15 protein-coding genes are annotated in these 23710 nt (G+C 37.5%); 6 read left to right on the top strand and 9 right to left on the bottom strand.

The annotated features are described in order from the left end of the window. The first annotated feature begins 1 nt into the window (after position 1). From HCG69_RS01140 to HCG69_RS01130, 3 genes are read left to right on the top strand one after another with little or no spacing between them, the layout of a single operon-like run. Positions 2-1423 carry a glycoside hydrolase family 28 protein gene (locus HCG69_RS01140; RefSeq protein WP_221648497.1) on the top strand — a complete coding sequence of 474 codons (1422 nt, stop codon included), beginning with the start codon at positions 2-4 and terminating at the stop codon, positions 1421-1423. Between the two features lie 39 nt (positions 1424-1462). Beyond that, positions 1463-2236 carry a GDSL-type esterase/lipase family protein gene (locus HCG69_RS01135; protein WP_255585240.1) on the top strand — a complete coding sequence of 258 codons (774 nt, stop codon included), beginning with the start codon at positions 1463-1465 and terminating at the stop codon, positions 2234-2236. Between the two features lie 51 nt (positions 2237-2287). Then, positions 2288-3925, top strand: a complete 1638-nt coding sequence (locus HCG69_RS01130) for a glycoside hydrolase (RefSeq protein ID WP_221648496.1) — start codon at positions 2288-2290, stop codon at positions 3923-3925. A gap of 772 nt (positions 3926-4697) precedes the next feature. Here HCG69_RS01130 and HCG69_RS01125 read toward each other — a convergent pair. The 6 genes from HCG69_RS01125 to HCG69_RS01100 all read right to left on the bottom strand — a co-directional run bounded on the left by HCG69_RS01125 (position 4698) and on the right by HCG69_RS01100 (position 9509). After that, positions 4698-5192 carry an RDD family protein gene (locus HCG69_RS01125; RefSeq protein WP_221648495.1) on the bottom strand — a complete coding sequence of 165 codons (495 nt, stop codon included), beginning with the start codon at positions 5190-5192 and terminating at the stop codon, positions 4698-4700. Positions 5193-5280: 88 nt separating this feature from the next. Continuing rightward, positions 5281-5784, bottom strand: coding sequence for an RDD family protein (locus tag HCG69_RS01120; protein ID WP_221648494.1), 504 nt, complete (start codon positions 5782-5784; stop codon positions 5281-5283). 97 nt (positions 5785-5881) lie between these two features. Beyond that, positions 5882-6400 carry a hypothetical protein gene (locus tag HCG69_RS01115; protein WP_221648493.1) on the bottom strand — a complete coding sequence of 173 codons (519 nt, stop codon included), beginning with the start codon at positions 6398-6400 and terminating at the stop codon, positions 5882-5884. A 266-nt stretch (positions 6401-6666) separates the two neighbouring features. Beyond that, entirely contained in the window at positions 6667-6993 is a 327-nt protein-coding gene (locus HCG69_RS01110) for a DUF1493 family protein (RefSeq protein ID WP_255585239.1), read from the bottom strand. Beyond that, positions 6990-9083, bottom strand: coding sequence for an RHS repeat domain-containing protein (locus HCG69_RS01105; RefSeq protein ID WP_221648492.1), 2094 nt, complete (start codon positions 9081-9083; stop codon positions 6990-6992). Before HCG69_RS01105 ends, HCG69_RS01110 begins: the two co-directional genes overlap by 4 nt. Positions 9084-9101: 18 nt before the next feature. Further along, the gene (locus tag HCG69_RS01100; protein WP_221648491.1) at positions 9102-9509 is read right to left on the bottom strand and encodes a hypothetical protein; all 408 of its coding nucleotides are present in this window, start codon (positions 9507-9509) and stop codon (positions 9102-9104) included. A 773-nt stretch (positions 9510-10282) separates the two neighbouring features. Between HCG69_RS01100 and HCG69_RS01095 the strand changes: the two genes are divergently transcribed. The 3 genes from HCG69_RS01095 (at position 10283) to galB (ending at position 18402) form a co-directional block, all read left to right on the top strand. Continuing rightward, a complete protein-coding gene (locus HCG69_RS01095; RefSeq protein ID WP_221648490.1) occupies positions 10283-13108 on the top strand; it encodes a sugar-binding domain-containing protein in 2826 nt (941 codons plus the stop codon). A gap of 34 nt (positions 13109-13142) precedes the next feature. Further along, positions 13143-15482 (top strand): family 20 glycosylhydrolase, encoded by a 2340-nt coding sequence (locus HCG69_RS01090; RefSeq protein ID WP_221648489.1) that lies wholly within the window; start codon positions 13143-13145, stop codon positions 15480-15482. Between the two features lie 286 nt (positions 15483-15768). Then, on the top strand, positions 15769-18402 hold the full coding sequence (gene galB / locus HCG69_RS01085; protein WP_221648488.1) for a beta-galactosidase GalB: 2634 nt from the start codon (positions 15769-15771) through the stop codon (positions 18400-18402). A 335-nt stretch (positions 18403-18737) separates the two neighbouring features. On the opposite strand, the gene HCG69_RS01080 is transcribed toward galB, so the two are convergent. The 3 genes from HCG69_RS01080 to HCG69_RS01070 all read right to left on the bottom strand — a co-directional run bounded on the left by HCG69_RS01080 (position 18738) and on the right by HCG69_RS01070 (position 23610). Beyond that, positions 18738-19655: an alkaline phosphatase gene (locus HCG69_RS01080; RefSeq protein ID WP_221648487.1), complete on the bottom strand. Its 918-nt coding sequence runs from the start codon at positions 19653-19655 to the stop codon at positions 18738-18740. 155 nt (positions 19656-19810) lie between these two features. Further along, positions 19811-22645 carry a beta-galactosidase GalA gene (gene galA, locus HCG69_RS01075; RefSeq protein WP_221648486.1) on the bottom strand — a complete coding sequence of 945 codons (2835 nt, stop codon included), beginning with the start codon at positions 22643-22645 and terminating at the stop codon, positions 19811-19813. 17 nt (positions 22646-22662) lie between these two features. Beyond that, positions 22663-23610, bottom strand: coding sequence for an alkaline phosphatase family protein (locus tag HCG69_RS01070; protein WP_221648485.1), 948 nt, complete (start codon positions 23608-23610; stop codon positions 22663-22665). Positions 23611-23710: the final 100 nt, after the last annotated feature.

Raw genomic sequence — 23710 nt, 5'->3', positions numbered from 1 at the left:
CATGAAAACCAATAAAATCAGGAGATACTCCATTCTTTTTTTCTTGCTACCAGCTCTGTGCATTTCATATGCAAGTGTCCCCGCATCTCAAAAAAACACATATGATATCCGTAAATATGGGGCAAAAGGCGACGGAAAAACAATTAATACAAAAGCTATAAATGCAGCTATCGAAGATTGTTCCAGTAAAGGAGGGGGTACTGTATTAATTCCAAAAGGAAAATTTTTAAGTGGAACCATCCGTTTAAAAAGTAATATTACCCTTTACCTTGACGATGAAGCAGTATTGAAAGGAACCGATGTAGTTAGTGAATACGAGTCTTATATACCGTCCAAAGACTTGAGTAAGTACGACAGCGGCGAAGGTGGTGACAATGCAAACAGCTCTAAAGACGCTAACTGGAATAAAGTATTAATATTGGCATCAGGAATAAGTAACTTCTCGATAGAAGGTAACGGAACAGTTGATGGTAGCCATGTGTATGATCCCAATGGTGAAGAGAAAATGAGAGGTCCTCATACTATTATCATAGGCGAATCGAAGAACTTTTCAATAAATAATATCACCGTTAACTGTGCTGCAAACTATGCCCTTATGGCATACGAAATACAAAATGCAGTATTCCACAACCTCGAGATGAATGAAGGTTGGGACGGTATCCATATACGGGGTGGCAAAAATATAATTATACGTAATTGTAAGTTTCAGACAGGAGATGATGCCATTGCCGGAGGATTTTGGGAGAATATGGTTATTACCGACTGTTATTTAAATACTTCCTGCAATGGAATTCGTATGATTATGCCAGCTACAGGCCTTACTATATCCAATTGTACATTTCAGGGACCCGGAAAATATCCACACCGCACATCAAAAGAGTTAAGGCGTACAAATATGCTTTCAGCTATTCTGCTACAACCCGGAGGATGGGGAAAAGCAAGCGGCAAAATAGAGGATGTACATATCCACGATATAACGATCGACAATGTAAACAATCCTTTTATGTTTATACTGAACGAAGGTAATGATGCAAACAATATCATTACTGAACGGGTAAAAGCGACCAGAATAAACAAATACGCTTCTTCTATCGAAAGCTGGAGAGGTGGAATCTTCGACAATGTGACCTTTCGCGATATATCGATAGACTATGTAGGCAGCGACAATCCGGCATTAAAAAACATTGAAATCCAACAGCCTGAAGTTGATGCACGGGCATTGCCTTGCTGGGGATGGTTTATTAATAATGTACGTAACATCACATTTGAGAATGTAAATTTAACGTATCAGGGAAATGAGATTCGTCCGGCTTTCTGGTTCGACAATGTGGCCAATCCAACATTCATAAATGTAACATATAAGGAAGAACCAAATAACAATTCTATCGTATCAATAAGGAGCGGAGCGATAACAAAGAAATAAAAATCCATACAGAGTCTATAATCTTATAACAGGGTAATAATGAAACAAAACAGCCTTGCATTTTTATTCTTAATGTTTACAGTCAATTTATTGGCTCAAACTTCTGATATAAAAATTAATATTGTTTTCATAGGAAACAGTATTACTTACGGAGCCAACCTGATAAACCCCGGATCAGAAGCTCCTCCAGTAAAGACTGTAAATAAATTGCAGATTGACGGCTACAAAGTCGGCTATGCAAATTGTGCCTGCAGTGGAAAAACAACCGTTGATTTTCTTCCTGAGTCAAAAACATTGTATCAAACGGTGATTCAGGCAGCCGATACATTATATAGAAAAGATAGAAATCTGCTTATATTCTCTATTATGCTCGGGACAAATGATAGTGCGATAAAAGGAACTAATGGCGCACCAGTCTCCCCAGAAAAATACAAGGAAAATCTGAGAGTAATCATAGATAGTCTACATAATCGTTACCCGGGAAGCTACTTCGTACTGCATCGTCCATTGTGGTATAGTCCCAATACGCATAATGCTGCAACTTATCTCAAAGAAGGCCTCAACCGTTTACAAACCTATACTCCGGTCCTCGATGCCCTGGCAAAAGAAAAAGCATATATACTGACAGGAGACCGCGATGGTTACAACCTTTTTAAAAGAAAGGCAACGAAGTATTTTGTTGCCGAGAATGGCAACTCCGGTACGTTCTATCTCCATCCAAATGCTGTAGGAGCTAAAATATTAGGAGAATTATGGGCTAAAAATATTAGTAGACATTTGAAGAAGGAGTTACCAAAGAAGATTAAACTCTAAATCAAACAGGAAAATTTATTATTCATACAAAAAATTAATACGAATATTAATATGAAAAAATTCGTTTTATTCAGTTTATTACTGTTTTTTCCCGCATCTTTTTGTCTGGCACAAAATTATTACGAAAACACTCGTAATCAATGGCTTCAAAAAGCAGAACAATATAAACCAAAACTTATAATCACAGAAAAAAGGCCTTTGAAAGTAGTTAATATCATTCCCGACAATCATTCGTTTCAGAAATGGAAAGTATTGAATGTTAATCCGATCGACTCCTTATACAACACACCTTTCAGAGAAAAGAAAGAAGTTATTATTGATTTCGGAGAACACATGACCGGAAACTTCAGCTTCTCCGTCAGGTCCACAGGACTGGCTGCCGACGGGCCTCTGAAATTTAAATTAACATTCGGAGAGGTTCCGGCAGAAGTATCCGTCCCTTTCGATCCTTATCCCGGAATATTGAGCAGGGGATGGCTTCAGGATGAAATCGTTTCGGTAATGTACGTTCCTGAAACGGTAAATATTTCACGCCGGCTTTCTTTCCGGTATGTAAAAATAGAATTATTAGGCAGTTCTCCTTACTATGATTTCAATATTTACGATATAAAATGTCTTGCCCGGACTTCAGCAAAGAACAAACCGGAAAGCCTACCTCTCTCTGTAGATCCAATGATAAGAAAAATAGATGAAGTTAGTTTAAATACACTAAAAGAATGTATGCAAACGGTTTATGAAGATGGTCCCAAAAGAGATCAACGCCTTTGGATCGGCGATTTATATCTGGAGGCGTTGGGAAATAACTATTCGTTCAAACAACATGATTTGACCAAACGGTGTCTATATCTATTAGCCGGATTAAGTGATATGAATGGATACCTATTAGCTACAATAATCGAAAATCCTGTACCACGGGCACAGGACAAACAGTTTCTTTACGAATATGCCTTACTCTATAATACAAGCTTAAAAGACTATCTGGAAGCAACAAATGATAAAGAAACAGCCGAGGATTTATGGCCAGTGGCCAAAAGACAATTAGATATTGTCCGCACATATGTCAAATCAGATGGTTTAATGGACTTTGAAAAGCTAAATGAAGAGTGGTGGGTATTCTTCGACTGGAAAGAAGATTTATACAAGGAAGTGGCAACACAAGGCATAGCTGTATTTGCACTCAGAGAGTCTTACAAACTGGCACAATTACTCGGCAAGGAAAAAGAAGTAGCAGATATTCCGGCTTTAGCCGATAAAATGACAAAAGCTGCACGTAAAAACCTGTACGACAAAAAGGCAGGAGTGTTTGTGGGTCTTGGAGACAAACAGATTTCTTATGCCTCACAGATATGGATGATATTAAGCGGAATTGCCACAAAAGCAGAAGGTAAAAAAGCACTTGCAGCCCTGAATACCATACCTGGAGTTTGTTATCCAGGAACTCCTTATATGTATCATTATTACATTCAATCACTAATCAATTGCGGCATGAACAATGAAGCAAAAGACGCTTTGATCAAATACTGGGGAGGAATGATAAACAAAGGTGCAGACACATTTTGGGAAGCATACGATCCGGATAATGATTTTATTTCACCTTACGATTTTTACCCTCTTAATAGCTATTGCCATGCATGGAGTTGTACTCCGGTTTATTTTATAAGAAAGTACCCGGAAATATTTCAGAAATAAGATACCGCTTTAATGAATTATTGATAATAGGCTATAAAGTACCACTTTGTGAGTAATTCTAAAGCTTTATCATTTTCCAGGAAAAAGCCATCCTCAAATATGGGAATGGCTTTTTTACTGAATTACTGAAAAAACAATCAAAAATATTCTTTTTAGCTTTCTCGTATAAACTTCCATTCATTAGGAATATTCAGTAAATAACCCTCTTTTGATAAATAGAATCTTCGTATACTCCTCTACTAAAATCAACTATTTATAAAGAATATATATCTAATAAAGATTCCATTTCCGACTTCATTTTCTATTTTCATAACATTTGATAATTGTTTCCGTTTATCATATTGATACCAATTGTTGTATTTTATAAATATTCAGTTTATTCCTCGGTGAGAAACGCCTCGTTTCTCGTAGAGTTTCGACCCAATCTCCGTAGAGAAACGAAGCGATTCTCGTAGAGGAAAAAACAACTCGTATAACATCTTGATTTACAGCAAATTAAAAATCTGCAAAAATGTTATATATTTTCAATACCCAAACAATCTGTTTATCTGTTTATTTAGTATTTATACGTATCCGAAATCACAACACACCTCAGGTCTTTTTGTATATACTCCCTGTCATAAAGTTATTGTTTGTGAATCAAACAGTAGCTCAAACGCAATAATTCAATATAATTTTCGCCCGAACGTGCACACATGAAAAACAGTGTTTTCAAATAATGGTAAGGTTTACAGTAGTATTTATTAAGAATATTATGTATAAACTACAGATACTATTCATACCAAAGATCCATACGCCCTAAGCTGGAAGCCCTAATGTATATAATAACTCCCATAAGAAGTATAATCGCGATAACTCCACTTACAGCTAAAACGATTTTTCTTAGATCTACTTCCTTTAAATTCATATTTCTCTCCGCAACCTTTGTTCCAGTGATACGATCACCTATGCGTAGTCCCGAAGAAGTAAACAGTACCAAAAAGACTTCTAACAAATGTAGTGCATAAAAGTAATTACGTAAAACACATTTAACAGGGCTGGCTACTTTCATTGTTTTACTATCAAATACCTGAATATTAGTAATTCTTCTACCTATACTAAGACCATTATAGCAGTCCTTACATAATATTAAAACATATACTATAGATGATACAATGTAAGAAGTAATCCGAACATTACACTTTTTTAAAAATAAAATGACGATAAAACAAATTACAGACGTAATGAACAGATCAATTACGAAAGCTATGACTCTCTTTAATTTCATTTTTTAATATATCTTTTCTAAAAATCGTTATTACACCCTTTGTACATAAATGTCCCATTCATTATACAAAGGATATAATACTTAACTATTAATAATTATACAGAAGATCCAAAAGCCCTTTTTCACTGTCTTTCGTATACATAACTATAAAGACACATAAAAGTACAAATACCGTAAAGACCAAGGCTATTGCTTGAGCTATTTTTATATAATTGACTTCTTTCAAATCAGCATTCCACTCAGCTACTTTAGTCTGAGTAGCATAATCTCCCATCCTCAATCCCAAGGAATTACATAACATAACGAGTCCTTCTATTGGATATATTAAATAGAAACAATTACGTAGAATACACTTTAAAGGGCTTGCAACTTTCATTGTCTTACTATCAAACACTTGAATACCAACAATCTTTCGGCCTATACTTTGACCATTATAACAATCCTTACACACCATCAGAACATATAATAGAACCATCATAATATAGGGAATAATCCATATATGACATATTCTTAAAATAGTGATAGTAATATAAACAATAGCAGATGATGCAAATACATCAATAATAAAAGCAATAATTCTTTTTAATTTCATAATCTTAAATCTCACAAATTGGATAAGCATTCAATTTTTTATACAGAACTCACATTGTTCAAAAGTTTTAGTCAAACTAAAACACAAACTTACCTGATTAATCATAAATCATCTCTTTTCTAAACATTGATTTTATCTTTCCGACTTTATCAAACACAAATAAATATATATAACTTGTATTAAATGCTGCTATACGCATGTATTCATTTTCATTATTTTTATTTAGGTTACTTCTATATTCAAACAGTTCTGCGCATAAAATTGAATCATTTATAATCGGAGAAAAAAACAATATATTCTTTGAACATTTTACACTTTTATCGTTTAAAAATGTCAATTTAAAACAGAAATCAACATTTTGATATATTTTATATAACAACCGGATCATTACAGAGCGCTTATCTTCACCTTTTTGTTTTAGTTCCTCATAAAACACAGAAATATTTAAGTCAATAAGTGAATTCGAAATTATCAAGCTTTTCCCCTTATTTATAGAATCATTAATAATAGCATTATATCCCGCTAAATATTTAATAGAATCGGTACTATAATTTTTCTGTACAAACATATTATTTTGTAGAAAAAACAATATTATTATAATCAAAATATTTTTCATGGCAACCTGTTTCTATTTGAATTTTAAAAATTTATTAATAGGTAAAGGTACAAATCCAAAACTTAATTGGTTTTGCGCCGAAATATCGAATGGAATATAGTTATAACTCCCTACGGAAGTTGCTCCATAATCTAACCTTTGTCCATAATTTCCTCCTTGTGCATTTAGTTCAGAACGAATAATATTCATTTGTGTCACCACAGGTGGTATATCGTACTCGACCATAACAAACACATACAAAAATATCAAACATTTTACGTATAATATTAAACTAATTTTCCCTCTTTTACACCTCTTTCTAAATCACCGAGAGTTATTTTTTCCTTAACCTTTTTCTTCCGTTTTAGAATCAAATCTAATATTTCTAACAATATCCAGTCTCCTTCAGCATAGAAATATTTTTCAGAATTAAACTTAGCAATATTTACATTGAATTTTTTACTATACAAACAGATAAATTCGTAAGCATCATCTCCTTTGAGCTTTAAATCTTTTACAAGATCTGTTTCGCGAGTGTATTCACCATCCCATCGTTCTTCTTTGACAAACTGAATAATTTGTCTCCAAATATCATCTTCATTCATTGTTTTCATTCAAACCATTTATAATCATTATTTCCAAACCAAGTACTTGGTCCAAATCTCTCTCCTAAACTAAATGATGTAGTCGCAATAGTTATCCCCCATCCCAAATAAGGAACAAATCGACCAATAGCTCTACCAATAGTATTAGTACCTACTTTTTTTGCAATTTTTGTTCCAAATTTCTTTCCAAAGACATTCGTAAAACGCTGGGGTAAAGCTTTTGAAAAAGTATAAGACGCTATTGAAGAACCAGGTCTTGACCCTAATGCTCCAATAGGTTTCAGTGCTCGAATAGGCTGCCCCAAAAGAATCAAGGAAGGGCCCACTATATGTTTCCAATCACCATTTAAACCTGCTGTTTGTTGATAATAATCATAATCATTTAAGATAAAAGAGCCATATTTGTCTATTTCATTAAGCATTGCCATCTTTTGATATTCGGGAAAGTCCCATTCTTCCTGTTCGTTTTTGACCACACTCACTTCTGATAATAATACACTCCCATCACTTAATCGGCCTCCTGTTCCCTTATACTCCTCATTAATAAAAGTATACAACTGGCTTTTAGAAACACTTTCTTGTATATCATTTTCTATTCTTATCATATTAAGAAATCGTTCTATGTCATTTATGTCTTCTGTATACCATCCTGAAGAATCATGAACCCACAGTCCATTTGGATCGATATATTTTATTGGATTATTCGCACAATACGCATAAGGTGAAATCGAATAATACTTCTCACAAAGCGGATCAACACTGATAAAACTTAACCTGTAATTCGGATCATAAAACCGTCTTCCATAGTCATACCACCCCAAGCCATGCATGGTTTCCTCCTTTTTCCCCGTGTATGTATACGGCTCTTTGAAAGGGTTAACCCATTTTGTCCAACCCGTCATGGCTTTCCAAAAAGGATAATAACTGACAGCTTTCTGACTTCCTTCAGAAGGCCTGTCATCCAAGTACTCCTCACTTATATTTATCCTGGCACTTCCCTGGTGGTCCTTCATAAGATAATAATACTTATAAAAAGCAACCAAACGTCCTCTTATTGTTTGGTAAGTGGCCTGTATATACCCGTCCGGAAGTAAAATCCGATCCAGCCTCCCTTTCACATAAAGGCTGTTGTCACAATAGACAACACTGTCCGAATAAACAACATCATTATCCATATTTGAATCCAATGTATCGATCGGTGATAAAATATCATTAGTACCCGTTGCGTAAAGAGATTTCAATTTCGTACCGTCAGTGGCATATGTATAGGAAATCACCTTTCCGGCATCCTGCCTGCCATAACAAATCCGTTGGGGCAAATTTAAATAATTATAATCTATATTCTGCAGATTACGGTTATTATCTTTAACCAGGTTCCCATTCAGATCATAAGAACACTCCTCCGTCTCATGGACCTCATCCTCAAATGTACTCACATATTGATCATTATCAGCGGCTTCCACGGACATCAACCGGTTACCGTCATACCGGTATGTCAGGTCATCCAAGGAACGTACTAAATATTCGCCGGTGTATCCCAAACGCTGAAGACGGGTTATATTACCATGTTTGTCATATTCATAGCTTACGTCATATATCGGCCTACCATCATACTCTTGATAATCAACGATCTGACTTGCTATATCGTCATTTGCGGTATGCTTCGCACTCACAAGCCTGTCTAATTTATCATAAGTATATGCATAGGTATGGCGAAAATCAACGTAATCGCAATACCAGTCGGTACGTTCTATGTTTCCTCCGTTAGTAAAAGTATAAGTCTGGCTGTATAAATCATCAGTCTGTATACCCGTCAGCTGATTCCGCATATTATAGGCATATGTAGTTTTACATTTCTCAGTATACGATTTTTCTATCACCCTGCCATATTCATCATAGGAATTACGATATAATAAACGTTCCTGCCCGGATTTAAACTTATGTCTGCAATCGGTCAGACGTTTGGCCGCGTCATAACCATACGTATACACCTCCTCATAACAAAACAATGCATCAGCCGGATTACTATGATTATGCGCCTGACGTAACACATTACCGACATAATCATACTGATAATAATAACAATCATATCCGCCCATGTAATTATTCGTACGACTTTAAACAAGACGCCTCTTATTGTCATAATACAATGCGCTTATAAACAACTTGTCATCATCATCAATAACTTTCTTTAAGTGTCCTGTTTGCAGACCGTTGGAAGACAAATGCGCCGCTTCCCCATTGACATACTTCACGCCATAACCTTCTTTCGGTTTATAAGACAGGGAATCGATGCGATCTTCAAACAGGTTCAGAAAGCTGTAATCATCATAATAATAAACTTCATGTATATTTTCCGGCTTTATATTCAAACCCGTGCTGTTTGAATATCCATAACAACGGGTATTACCGGTATAGCTCTCACAGGTACCGTGATAGCGGGTAGAACCCCAAACAAAACCCGAGGAGGAGATCACTCCCCTCATGACAATTCGGTCATATTTATCATATCGGTAAAACTCCATCAACCTTTTTTTCCGTAATTCCCCGTTATCTGTAAAGATCAAATTCCCACGGACATCATAAGCCATATTAATCCCCGCGCATCCCGGAAACTTTTTATAATTACACCTATTCCTTGAATCATACTTATAAACATAAACATATGTACAATTCTATCTTTTACACACTTTAAGAGCTAAAGCATCTCCTAATTATCCATGTTATCAACGACTGAGCAACCAACAGTTCATTGACATTACTATTTCAGGTAAAAATAGAAGATAGAAAACTGCCAATCTTGAGTATTGACTTTCATAAGGATAAGCGTTCAGCCTTTTACAGTTAAAAATATATGCTTAAAAACTTTTTCAATTGGAGCGTGGTCATATAAACCAAAAGAGTGTTTATTATTTCGTTATAAAGGGAATTAGAATATTACAAACAGTTGTTACAAAGAAAGAATAACCTTGATAATGAATATAGTAAAAAAATCGTTTTGTACAAAAGTACGCTTGTTTTGAATAATAATGAACCATAGATAGTTTATATATTTCTATTTTTGCAATCATAACGAGTTTTAATTAACATATAAAACATCTCACAATCACTAAATGATATCATAGCTTCTTGTCAACGAATATAAAAACAAAACAAGAAGATTCATCTACTTTCAAACGGTGGATATTTGATGAAAATAAAGAGAATAATGTGGTGCAATCTTCAATTTATGAAACCAGCACTAATAATGATTACTAAGAATATAAAAAGTCGACACAACGATGAATTTAAAATTATTATGAAAAAACACTATTCTATTTTGAGCCTATTATTACTCTTCAGTTTACCAGGATATTCGCAAATTATAGATTTGTCGGGAACATGGCGCTTTGCCGTCGATCGAGAGGAAAAAGGTGAGACTGATCAATGGTATTTAAAAACACTGAATGATCAAGTGGAATTACCCGGTTCAATGCAAACTAACAAAAAAGGAGATCCTGTCGGTTTGAAAACTCCATGGGTAGGTAGTATTAATGACGATTCCTTTTTTAAAAAAGAACGCTATGCCCGTTATCGTACATCTGATAATTTCAAAGTTCCTTTCTGGTTACAACCCGACACATATTACACCGGGGTAGCATGGTACCAACGAGATATCACAATCCCTAAAACATGGAAAAGAAGAAGTATTCATCTTTTTTTCGAACGTTGTCATTGGGAAAGCCGTGTATGGATTGATGGAAAAGAAGCAGGTGTGCGGAATGTATTGAGTACTCCGCATGAATATGACTTGACAGAATTACTACCCCCCGGCAAACATACCATCTCTGTCCGTATAGATAATGCCGTGAGAAACATAGACCCGGGTGAAAACTCCCATTCCATTTCCGATCACACACAAGGAAATTGGAACGGAATTGTAGGTAATATGTATCTGAAAGCCAAAGGACTCTCTTATTATAAACAATTGGAGATATATCCGAATCCGGAGGAAGGCAAACTGATTATAAAAGCAAATGTCTTTAATAGTACTGGCAAATGTAAAAAAGCTGATTTCGAGTTTTATCTAGAAGGAAAAAAGACGGTGGAAAAACGGCCTATACAACCAGGAGAAAATAATCTGGAATTGTCACTACCGTTACCGAATAATATAAAAAGTTGGGATGAGTTCTCCCCGAATTTGTATGAACTAAGTAGTGTATTGCGCATAGGAAAAGAAGAACAGGACAGTAGAACCATCACTTTTGGTTGCCGTACATGGAGCATAAAAAATGGTGATTTACAGTTGAACGGGCATCCAGTCTTTATGCGGGGAACCTTACATTGTGCCGCCTTTCCACTAACCGGTTATCCCGCTACCGATAAAGAGGAATGGATGCGTGAATTACGTATATGTAAACAATATGGCATCAATCACATCCGTTTTCATTCATGGTGTCCCCCTGAAGCTGCTTTTCAGGCAGCTGATGAATTAGGACTCTACCTCATGATCGAATGTTCCTCATGGGCCAACCAATCATCGGTAATAGGTGATGGTGACCCTATCGATGAGTTCATCAAAGAGGAGGCGGAATGTATTGTGAGGAATTATGGTAACCATCCATCTTTTTGTATGATGGCTTATGGAAATGAACCTGCCGGAAAAAAAATGAATGATTATCTGACCGAATTTGTCACCTATTGGAAAACTCGTGACAATCGTCGTCTTTATACATCAGCTGCAGGATGGCCCAATTTACCGGTCAATGACTTTCTAAGTGATGCGAATCCGCGCATACAACGCTGGGGCGAAGGTATACGTAGTATTATCAATGCCCAAGAGCCCTCTACTACTTACGATTGGCAAGATTACACCAATAAGTTCACTCAGCCCATCATCAGCCATGAAATAGGACAATGGTGCGCATATCCCAATTTTAAAGAGATGAGAAAGTATACGGGTATCTACAAACCCAAAAATTACGAAATATTTAAAGAAAACCTTGCTGAAAACAGTTTATCAGAATTGGCTGACAGTTTTCTACTAGCTTCCGGTAAGTTACAAACATTGTGTTATAAAGCCGATATTGAGGCTGCGCTACGTACACCGAAATTCGGTGGTTTCCAACTATTGGGTCTAAACGACTTTCCTGGACAAGGAACGGCACTCGTAGGGGTACTTGATGTGTTTTGGGAAGAAAAGGGATATATTGATTCTGAAGGGTATAGCCGTTTCTGTAATAGCCTTGTTCCCTTGGCACGTATTCCCAAGCTGATTTTTGAGAATGACGAAACATTCACGGCACAAGTGGAAGTTGCCAATTATTACCAGAAATTGAAACGCCCAAACATATCCTGGAGCATTAAAGACAGTGACGGTCGTAATATGGCTCAAGGACGATTCTACGTTGAAAAATTAGAAATCGGTAATTGCCTGCCATTAAGTAACATTTCATTCAACTTAAACTCCATTAAAGAAGCCAGCCGGCTGAATCTGGAAGTAACCATCAATGAATATACCAACGATTGGGATTTCTGGGTATATCCGGCACAAAAGCAAATATGGGATAAAACACTCCTGCTCATTGATTCATTGGATCTTAAAACCATTGAATACCTTAAAGCCGGAGGTAAGGCACTGTTGTCGTTGAAACAAGGTTCATTGAACAAAAATTTCGGTGGTGATGTATCAGTCGGGTTCTCCAGTATATTCTGGAACACAGCTTGGACTAAAGGACAAGCTCCTCATACGTTAGGTATTTTATGTAACCCCCACCATCCGGCCCTGGCCGATTTTCCAACCGATTATTATAGTAATTATCAATGGTGGGATGCAATGAGCCATTCAGGAGCCATTCATATAGAAAAACTGTCAAAAGAAATATCTCCTATTATACGTGTTATCGACGACTGGACAACTAATCGTTCATTAGCATTACTATTTGAAGTGAAAGTAGGAGCCGGCAAATTGTTAATTTCGGGTATTGACTTTCACAAAGATATGAATAAACGCCCGGTAGCCCGTCAACTTTTATACAGCTTAAAAAAATATATGCTAAGTAGTTCTTTCAATCCGAACACAACCATACAAGCCGAAACCATCAATTTGTTGACAGGTGATCCATCCAAACCAATTGAGAAATAATAATTTTCAAATACAAACTAATAATGATTTATGTATGAAAAAAGTTAATCGTATGCTCTTTGCAAGCATTTTGGCACTGATTTGCACTTCGTGTAACAATGGAAAAGAAGTGGCCAACTATCAAGTAATTCCTTTACCACAAGAAGTTAATTTGGTATCGAACGAAAAGCCGTTCATTTTGAATACAGGGACTCTTATTACCTATCCCCAAAATAATCTTCTGTTGAAAAAGAACGCCGAATTCCTTTCCGAATACCTTCAGGAGGCCCTAGGATATACTCTTGAAGTAAAAACTGTTACTTCTGGTACAAAAGTGAATAATGCTATAGCACTTGGGCTTAATCCTAATATTGAAAACAAAGAAGGATATATACTGAATATTACCTCAGATGGTGTTAAAATTGACGGAAAAACAGAGCAAGGAGTATTCTATGGCATCCAGACTTTAAGAAAGTCTATTCCTGCTAAAACCAGAGTAACAACGGTTCTGTTACCGTCAGGTTGTATTAAAGACGAACCGCGATTCTCCTACCGAGGTATGCATCTGGATGTTTGTCGTCATTTCTTTCCTATAGAGTTTGTCAAGAAGTATATTGACTTACTGGCTTTACATAATATGAATACTTTTCACTGGCATCTGACTGATGATCAGGGCTGGCGCATTGAAATCAAAAAATATCCCAAACTAACAGAAATAGGTTCCATACGTAAGCGTACTGTGATAGGTAAAAACACAAATCAGTATGATGATACACCTTATGGAGGTTTCTATACGCAGGAACAGGCGCGGGAAATCGTAAGATATGCACAGGAACGGTATATTACAGTGATTCCAGAAGTAGACTTACCCGGTCATATGCTTGCCGCATTGGCATCTTATCCGGAATTTGGTTGTACGGGGGGACCTTATGACGTGTGTCAGCGATGGGGTATCTTTCCAGATGTACTATGTATAGGAAATGAACAGGCCATGCTATTTCTTGAAGATGTAATGACAGAAATTATAGATATATTCCCTTCTTCATATATTCATATCGGCGGAGATGAGGCGCGGCGTGTACATTGGAAAAACTGTTCTAAATGCCAAGCGCGTATTAAGACAGAAAGATTGAGAGCTGACGAAGAACATAGTGCTGAAGACCGCTTACAAAGTTATTGTATGGCCCGTATCGAGAAATTCATCAATGAACGAGGACGGCGAATTATCGGCTGGGATGAAATATTAGATGGAGATGTAGCTCCCAATGCCACGGTTATGTCATGGCGTGGAACATCAGGTGGCATCAAGGCAGCACAGATGGGGCACGATGTCATCATGACACCCAATACGCACTGTTATCTGGATTATTACCAGACTGTTGATATAAATGAAGAGCCACTTGCTATTGGAGGATATGTTCCTGTGAAAAAAGTATATAGCCTCGAACCGACAGCTTCACTTACGGAAGAACAAGCGAAACATGTCTTGGGGGTACAAGCCAATTTGTGGACAGAGTATATTGCTACTACAGATCACGTAGAGTATATGGTGCTTCCTCGTATGGCAGCATTGTCCGAAGTACAGTGGTTGTATCCCACCAAAAAAGACTACAAAGATTTTACAAAACGTTTGATACCACTTATACAGCTCTATAAAAGAGACAGTTTAAATTATGCCAAACATATATTTAACGTACAAGGAGATTTTACGTTGAATGCAGAAAAAAAGACAATCACGGCTACTCTAAATACAATTGATGAAGTACCGATTTATTATACCTTAGACGGTACGGAACCGACAATAAACTCTCAGAAATACATAGAGCCAATCATCGTCAACCATACTACGGAGATTCGTGCCGTTACTTTCAGGTCAGAAGGTAAAAGCCGGATTATGAGTCAAAAACTAGCACTTGGAAAATCAACAGGCTGTCCTATTGAATTAGAGATGATAAAACCAACGAAGAGATTCTTTTATGGAGGTGCACCAACTTTGGTGGATGGAATGAAAGGAGGTGAAAGTTGTACGTCGGGTGAATGGATCGGTTTTATTGATGGAGATGTAACAGCAATAATAGATCTTGGCAAAATGGAGGATGTAAGTCGTGTTATAACAAGCGCTTATATAGATGTGGATTCTTGGATTATGGGAAGTCTTGGATTGGTTGTTTCCGTTTCTGATGACAAGGTGGCATTTCGCGAAGTGGCAAATAAGAACTATCCATCCGAAACAAATTTAAAGAAAAAAGGTATTGAGGAATACGAAGTAGAATTTGAACCGGTAAAAGCACGATATGTAAAAATAGTTATCAAACGTACTCCCGTTCTTCCTAAAGGGCATGTTGCAGCCGGAAGGAAACCGTATATGCTTATTGATGAAATTGAAGTGAACTGATTTAACAAAAACAAACGTAACTATATACTTTATTGTACCATGCGTTGTATAGCTTGTTCGAAAGTATATAGTTGCGATTTAAAGAGGCATAAAAAGTATGTTATATGGTAACTGTTTAGATATTTATTCCATTATATTTCCTCTAATTAAAAACGTTCTTCTAAGTTTAGATGAAAAAATAAAAAAGCAGTTTATATATGACAGATAGATTAAAATTATTATAAATAATTAGAGAGTTAAAAAGACTAAAGAACAAGCATTAATAAAACAATTTATATCATTAAAGATGAGAAAGGCATTTATATTTATTGGGTTGAGTATATATTTTCTCTCGTGGAGCAATGAAGTTGCTTCGCAAGAACGTATAAGCTTGAATAGAGACTGGCGATATCAGGAGAATGATCCGGACGGAACTGACAGCACCTTGCACTATTCACGTCTGAAACCCTATCTATTACCTTGTGCCAATGATTTTATCAAATCGGGACAGAAACATGTCCGTCCGGCAGGAAATCCGGGAAATGAAGTGGCTTATGTGGAACCGGATTTTGATGATAGTAGTTGGAGGCAACTGAATCTTCCGCATGACTGGGCTATTGAAGGGCCTTTCAATATAAACTATGTAGGAGCTACCGGAAAATTACCTTATTGGGGAATACGTTGGTACCGTAAATCCTTTGAATTAAACTCCAAAGATGCCGGAAAACAAATTTATCTGGATATAGATGGAGCAATGTCTTTCTCTTCTGTCTGGTGTAATGGGCAGTTTGTTGGTGGGTGGCCGTATGGTTACGCTTCTTACCGCCTTGATCTGACTCCTTACGTGAAAGCCGGAAAGAAGAATACGCTGGCTATCCGTCTGGATAATCCGGATGATGCTTCCCGCTGGTATCCGGGATCGGGAATTTACCGGAATGTATGGTTGGTGAAAACGTCTCCTGTACATGTAGCACAATGGGGAACCTTTATACGTAACAAAAAAATATCCCTCGATAAAGCGGTTATGGATATGACTCTTCGATTGGAAAATAATACAAGTAAGAGTGTACTGGCAAGCGTAAAGACCGATATTTATGAACAGGACGGAGCAGGAAATCCCAAAGGTACCAAGGTGGCTTCCTGTCCTACTTTAAAAGTGAAGATGGAGCAACAATCGACCACCGAGTTACAATCCGGTTTTGCTGTATCCAATCCTAAATTGTGGGAAATTGAATCTCCCGCTTGTTATGTGGCAGTGACCCGTATTGAAGTAGACGGTCGGGAGGTAGAGCGTTACCAGACTCCTTTCGGTATACGTGAAATTGAGTTTACTCACGATCAGGGATTTATGTTGAATGGTCGTAAAGTGCCTATAAAAGGAGTTTGTATGCATCATGATCTCGGAGCATTGGGGGCAGCTTTCAATGAAGTGGCAGCCGAACGTCAGTTACGTATTATGAAAGAGATGGGAGCCAATGCAATTCGCACTTCACACAATCCGCCTGCACCTGAGTTGGTGGCACTTTGTGACCGCATGGGACTGATGATGCAATTGGAACTTGTGGATAGTTGGCATAAAGGGAAAACAAAAAACGATTACAGTATCCTGTTTGATGACTGGAATGAAGCGGATATGCGCTCTTTGGTTCGTCATTACCGGAATCATCCGTCGGTGATCATGTGGAGTATCGGTAATGAGGTGCATGATCAGGTAACCGATCTGGGTATAGAGATAGCCCGCAATCTTACTGCCTACAGCCATGATGAAGATTCCACGCGCCCTACTTCATTGGGATGTAATAAAAGAGATGCAATTTATCGTGATATTGTCAACCAAGTTGATGTTTTCGGATTGAATTATTTTCATAAGACATATCCTTTGTTTAAAGAGCAGAATCCTACACGCCGCTATCACGCCAGCGAGACTTCTTCGGCTACCAGTTCCCGAGGAGAGTATTTCTTTCCGGTGACGAAAGATATCGATGACAGTCGTTCCGATTTTCAACTTTCTTCTTATGATATGACTACCATCAGATGGGGATGTCTACCGGAAGAACAGTTCAAAATGAATGAGGCATATCCGTTTATGAGTGGAGAATTTGTGTGGACAGGATTTGATTATTTGGGGGAACCTACCCCTTATAGCGAAGATCGGACCAATCTATTGAATTTCTCTGATCCTGCAGAATTGGAAGCGGCCAGAAAAGAGTTGGAAGAGTTGGGTAAAATAAAAACTCCGTCCCGTAGTTCTTATTTCGGAATTGTTGATTTATGCGGATTCCCTAAAGACCGTTACTATAATTATCAGAGTTATTGGCGTAAAGAACTCCCGTTAGTTCACATCCTTCCGCATTGGAACTGGCCGGAGCGGGTAGGAGAGGTTACACCGGTTCATATTTATACTTCGGGTGACGAAGTGGAACTTTTTTTAAACGGAAAGTCACAAGGGAGGCGCAAGAAGGAACATTCTTATGACCGTCTTACCTGGGATGACATTCGGTATGAACCGGGAGAACTGAAAGCGATAGCTTATAAAGAGGGAAAACAGTGGGCGGAACAACAGGTAAAGACAACAGGTCAACCTGCTGGATTATCTGTAAGTCCGGAGAAAAAGATTCTTTTGAACAATGGAACAGATCTGTCTTTTGTGCGTGTTGATATTGTAGATAAAGAAGGGTTGACCGTTCCCCGTACAAAGAACCTGTTAAAGTTCTCGGTTAGTGGTCCGGTTGAGATTGTAGCTACTGATAATGGCGATGCTACCAGTCTAGTCTCTTTCCAGTCTCATGAACGTAAAGCATACAATGGGCTGTGCCTGGTTATTCTTCGTTCTGTATCCGGTAAGACCGGCGAGGCTGTTCTGACTGTGGAATCTGAAGGCCTTCCGGCAAAAAAGATTAATCTACAAGTAGTAGATAAACCAAATAAAAGCATCCAATAAAAATTCCGCTTTCGTATAAGAGGTTGTCCGCTATGGACAACCCCTTTCTTTTTTCTATTTCTCCCCTTCACGAACAGTCCTTCAGACAGAAAATGAAATAAACAATACTTAAAAAAACAAGAATAAGATAAAATATCCATACTTGCAAATTAATGTTTTTATCATAATTAAAAGTTTTTCAAATTACACTAACATATCTTTTAGCTTACATTTCATTTCACAAAAATATACCGATAGGATTGAAATAAACAGATTTAATACAAAGAGGCTATTTCATTTCCATTTTGAAATAACCTCCTGAAGATATTCAAATTTATTAAAATAAAAACATTTACTTATTTGAAAACTTGTTTCATCGGTCGCCCTATCCATACTTGCGGTTGTTTTAATTTAAAAATATAGGCAATAGTAGAAGCCACATCAAACTGCATCATACTTTCTGTAAAATTATATCCTTTCTTGATACCTTTACCGGAAATAATGAAAGGAGTTTGCATTTCCTGCATTGTTTTGCCTCCATGCCCTTTATTAATACCACCATGATCCGCTGTTATTATAAAAATCGTATCATCCCACATTCCCGCTTCTTTTACAGCATTTACTATTTCTGCAATATACCCGTCTAACTCTTCCAACTTCTGATAATAGGTTTCAGTATCATGTCCGCTTTGATGACCGACATGATCGGGTTCATCAAAGAAAATGCCAACAAATGCCGGCCTCTTTTCTTTAATATAAATGCAAGACTGAGCTGCTACCGCTTTGTCAGCTTTCCCAGAAGGATCATCTTCAGCCTTTACATTCATCTCTTTACTCATAGCTTTCATCTCTGCCAGATATTCCAGTCCATTCCACTGACAAAAAAAACCAACCTCCGCTGCCGGATTCGCATCTCTGAATAATCCCCAAATACTTGGAAAAATACCATAGTGACTGAGTTCCCGCGAGGGAAGCTCCGGAGTCTTTGATCCCCATTCAGTGTACCCATGTAACTCCGGTCCTGCACCCATAAACATAGAAGCCCAGTTTACAGCGCTCGAAGAAGGTAATACCGACCGTTTCTCCAATGTATATGACCCGTCATTCATTAATTGTTTTACAGTAGGCATATTTGCTTTTTCCACACTATAAGCTCCCCATCCATCTAATCCGATAAATACAACATGTTTAGCTTTCCATTTAGCTCCAAATGAAGGAGTACATAAAAACAATAAAGTGAAGCAAATAATTAATTTAAGAATTCTGTTATTCATGATTATTAAAATTTAAATTAAGTATTGTTATATTCACAAAGATAGTCTATCTTCATTGCAGTCTTCTACCTATAATCAAGCTATTTATTACAATATAATACATATTATGGCCCATTGCGATTCTTGAAAATTAAAATCTATTCAAATTCTTCGTTTTACTTTTCTTGTATCCTAACGCTTCCCTTTAGTCCGACCCGGGTATTAACTGAACCACTAAATAAGATTCGAAGATCACATTTATTTTTTGTTGGCAAAAACTCTACTTTCAAATCTTGGTCATTCACTGTAGCTTTAGTACCTATTAATTGACCATTCAGCCAAACTTCTGCTTTCCCTACTACATTTTTTAAGTAAATGATCCCCCCATTTTCCTGTAATTTCTGATATGGAGTAAATTCGGTACGAAATATGATATAATTAGCATTTTCCAACACTATACTTTTACCTGTAGTTATAGCCACTGGCTGCCAACTGTTCATATCATTGTCTACTATCTGACAAGTCACATCAGGTTTTTCAAAAGAACCCGGAGAAACCATCCATTTATCCAATAACATCGGAGAATTCTCTACAGCTACAAATGGAACCAAATCAACTTTATTCACAAGAATTGTAAGATCGGCCGATCTCATTCCAGCACTAGTTGCAGTAAGAGTTACTTTCCCTGAACCTTCTGTAGTCTGTATAATAATTTGTGCCAATCCATTAAACAGGCTGCGCTTGTTTCCTTTTTCCAATTCATGACAATTTGGATCACCATTACCCAAACCGATAATTTTTGCAGGTCCTGATATAGTAAATTCAATCATATTATCAGCTATCGGCACATGACGTCCTTTGGAATCCAAAGCCTCAACAGTAACAGGCATGGCATCTTTACCATCACCAGCCAACATATGACGGTATGGAATCAATCGTAAACGAACCGGTTCGCCTGTCGTTTCCACTTTCATTCGTGAAACAACCTTCCCGTTTTGATAACCGATCGCTTCCAATTTACCCGGTTTATAAGGGACAAACCAAGTATTCATTTCATACGGATCTACTTTTTGCTCAGATATTTCCTTACCATTCAATAACAACTTTACTTTATCGGCATTACTCAAAGCCATTACTTTAATCGGTTTCCCAATAGAGTCGGAAGGCCAGTTCCAGTGTGGAACCAAATGTAAAACAGGCTCATCTTTTATCCATTGCGCCTGATGCAGATAATAAGCCATCTTGGGAAATCCGCATAAATCCATGATGCCGAAAAACGAACTTGTCGAGGGCCAACGGAACGGAGTGGGTTCTCCATGGTAATCAAACCCTGTCCAATAAAAACAACCTGCCATCCAAGGTCGCTCAGCCACAGCTTTCCATGCATTACGATGAATGGCTCCCCAATTTGCACATTGCGTATCATACGAATCCATCAGATTCTTCGATCTGTCTGTTACATATTCGCCCCTTGTCATAAATGCCGAACCATCTTCCGAACTAATCAAAGGTAATTCCGGGTTCTCTTCATGAAAACGGTCATAACTTTTAATCTGATAATTAAATCCGGCAACATCTACCGCCTGAGAAACATTATACTTAGAAAAGAATCCGCCATTCATAGCAGCTGTCACAGGGCGTGTCGAATCCATTTTCTTAACCACATCATACATACGACGAACCATTTCATAACCGTTTTCCGTTCCTTGCATCGGTTCTTCGTTAAATACCGACCAAAGAATAACGCTCGGACAATTACGATCACGACGTACCAACCATTCCAACTGACGAACATATTCAGGTGATGTGTTAAACAATCTGTTTTCGTCCAAAACCATAATTCCTATACTATCACAAGCAGCCATAAACTCTTTTGACATTGGATTATGGGCAGCCCGGTAGGCATTAACTCCCATTTCTTTCAACTTGCGAAGGCGGAATTCCCAAAGAGCATCGGGAACAGCAACGCCAACCCCAGCATGATCTTGGTGATTACAAACACCTTTTATTTTAATATTTTCTCCATTTAACCAAAAACCTGTATTCTTATCAAAACGAATTGTACGAAAACCACATTTAGTCTCAACTTCATCAATTACCATTCCATTCCGTTTAACAGTTGTTTTTACCCTGTAAAGAACAGGACTATCCGGTGACCAAAGTTGTGGGTCGGATACGGTCAATGACAAATTGACAATCTTGTCTCTTAGTGCAGTGACGGAGACCGTACTTGACTGCCTCCCCACTTGTTCACCATCAGGAGATATTAATGTTACTTCCACTTCTCCTTCAGCAGAAAGTTTCCCTGCGTTATATAAGGAAACCTCTACCGGAATTTCCCATTGTTTCCCCATTTTCTTCACAGGATTTGCAAACACACCGTCTGTAATAATATGTAATGGTGAACGTTTGACCAACCATGTATGACGGTAAATACCGGCTCCTTCATACCACCAGCCCTCCTGCGCCTCTGCATCCACTCTCACTGCAATTGTATTGACATTGTCTCCATAAGTGGCATATGGAGTGATATCAATATACATAGAAGTGTAACCACACCAGTTACGATGCAGGACAGTTCCATTTACCCAAATTGTTGCATGAGTCGAAATTCCATCAAATTGTATTTCGAGATGCTTGCCTTTGTCTTCAGGAGCAAGTCTGAATTTACGCCGATACCAACCAAAACCACGGTCACGATACCCTTGAGACAAATTGGCATTCGGATTTACGCTTCCCTCAATCGCCCAATCATGTGGCAAATCAACCATACACCAGGAAGAATCATCGTAATCCGGTGATGCCGCTCCACTTACATATCCAGCTTTGGCATTTCGGTATGTCATATTATGCCCTTTAATTACCGGATAAGGAATATCTCCTTGATAGAAACTCCAACCTTTATCAAGTGATAGAACTTCCCGAGTATTTACTTTCTCCTGCGTATACGCCTGTAAATGCCCCAAAAAAGTTATACACAAAAACAGTAGAAAGCTTTTGAATGTTGTCATCGTATTTTGTTATAAAATTATTCAAATATTGATTCTATTACCTCGCCTGTCCAGGATAAAGGTTGTTTAACTTTAAATAGATGCAGGATAATTGCCGCTGTATTTACGGTATTATTGGCGTCTGTAATTTTGAATCCTTTCTTTATTCCGGGACCAGTAATTCCCCATGGAACAATCATCTCGTCTGTACTGACTCCGCCATGTCCTTTATTGATACCACCATGGTCTGTGAGGAACATGAAATAGGTATCCTTATACATTCCCTCCTCTTTCATTTTATTAATGAACTTACCGATTTCGACATCCGCTTCTTCAATGGATTGTATATATTCCGGAGACATCCATCTGTATTTATGTCCGGCATGATCAGTATGTACAGAATAGAGAAAAACCAAAGTCGGATTTGTCCGGTTCGCTATCAGGAAAGATAATGCTTTATTATAGTTAGGCACATAGGCATCCTGTTCGAGATAGCTTACTTCGTCTAAGTACTGTTTGTTATATGGATAAAACAGATTGATCCAATTATAATAGAATGCCGTTTTCATCGAAGGAATAGCATCCTTCAAGACCTTAAATAATGAAGGATAATATCCTTCATTATCAGTTTCGATAGCTGGCAACGTAAAATTGGTTATCTCCCAGTTGTTGTCCACAACGCCATGTTGTTCAGGTCCACTTCCTGTCAAATGACTGGTCCAATTGGGCAGAGTAACCGAAGGCATAACCACACGTGTATCAAGCGAGAGTGCACCTTCTCCCATTAATGCGTCTAAATTAGGAGTTCTTGCTTTCAAATAGCCATTTACACAAATACCGTCAAGGGAGATTAAAACAACGCGCTTAGCACGGGGTGTATTAACCTGCGTAGATAGTGCTACTAAGGATTTGGGGAGAGAAGCAATACCTAATGTCAATGCTCCGGTCAATCCTTTTTTTAAAAAAGTTCTTCTTGAGTTTTCCATTTTTATGATTTTAATTATAAGACCTGTTAGCACTTTAGATTCTATTTAGAGTTTATTCTAATAAATTTCTCAATTAGCCAATTACAAAAAGTAAATAACC

The organism is Bacteroides sp. K03 (assembly GCF_019734355.1).
Taxonomy (GTDB): Bacteria; Bacteroidota; Bacteroidia; order Bacteroidales; family Bacteroidaceae; genus Bacteroides; species Bacteroides nordii.
The sequence above is the reverse complement of the archived record's forward strand: the minus strand, read 5'-3'. Positions and strand labels throughout refer to the sequence as shown.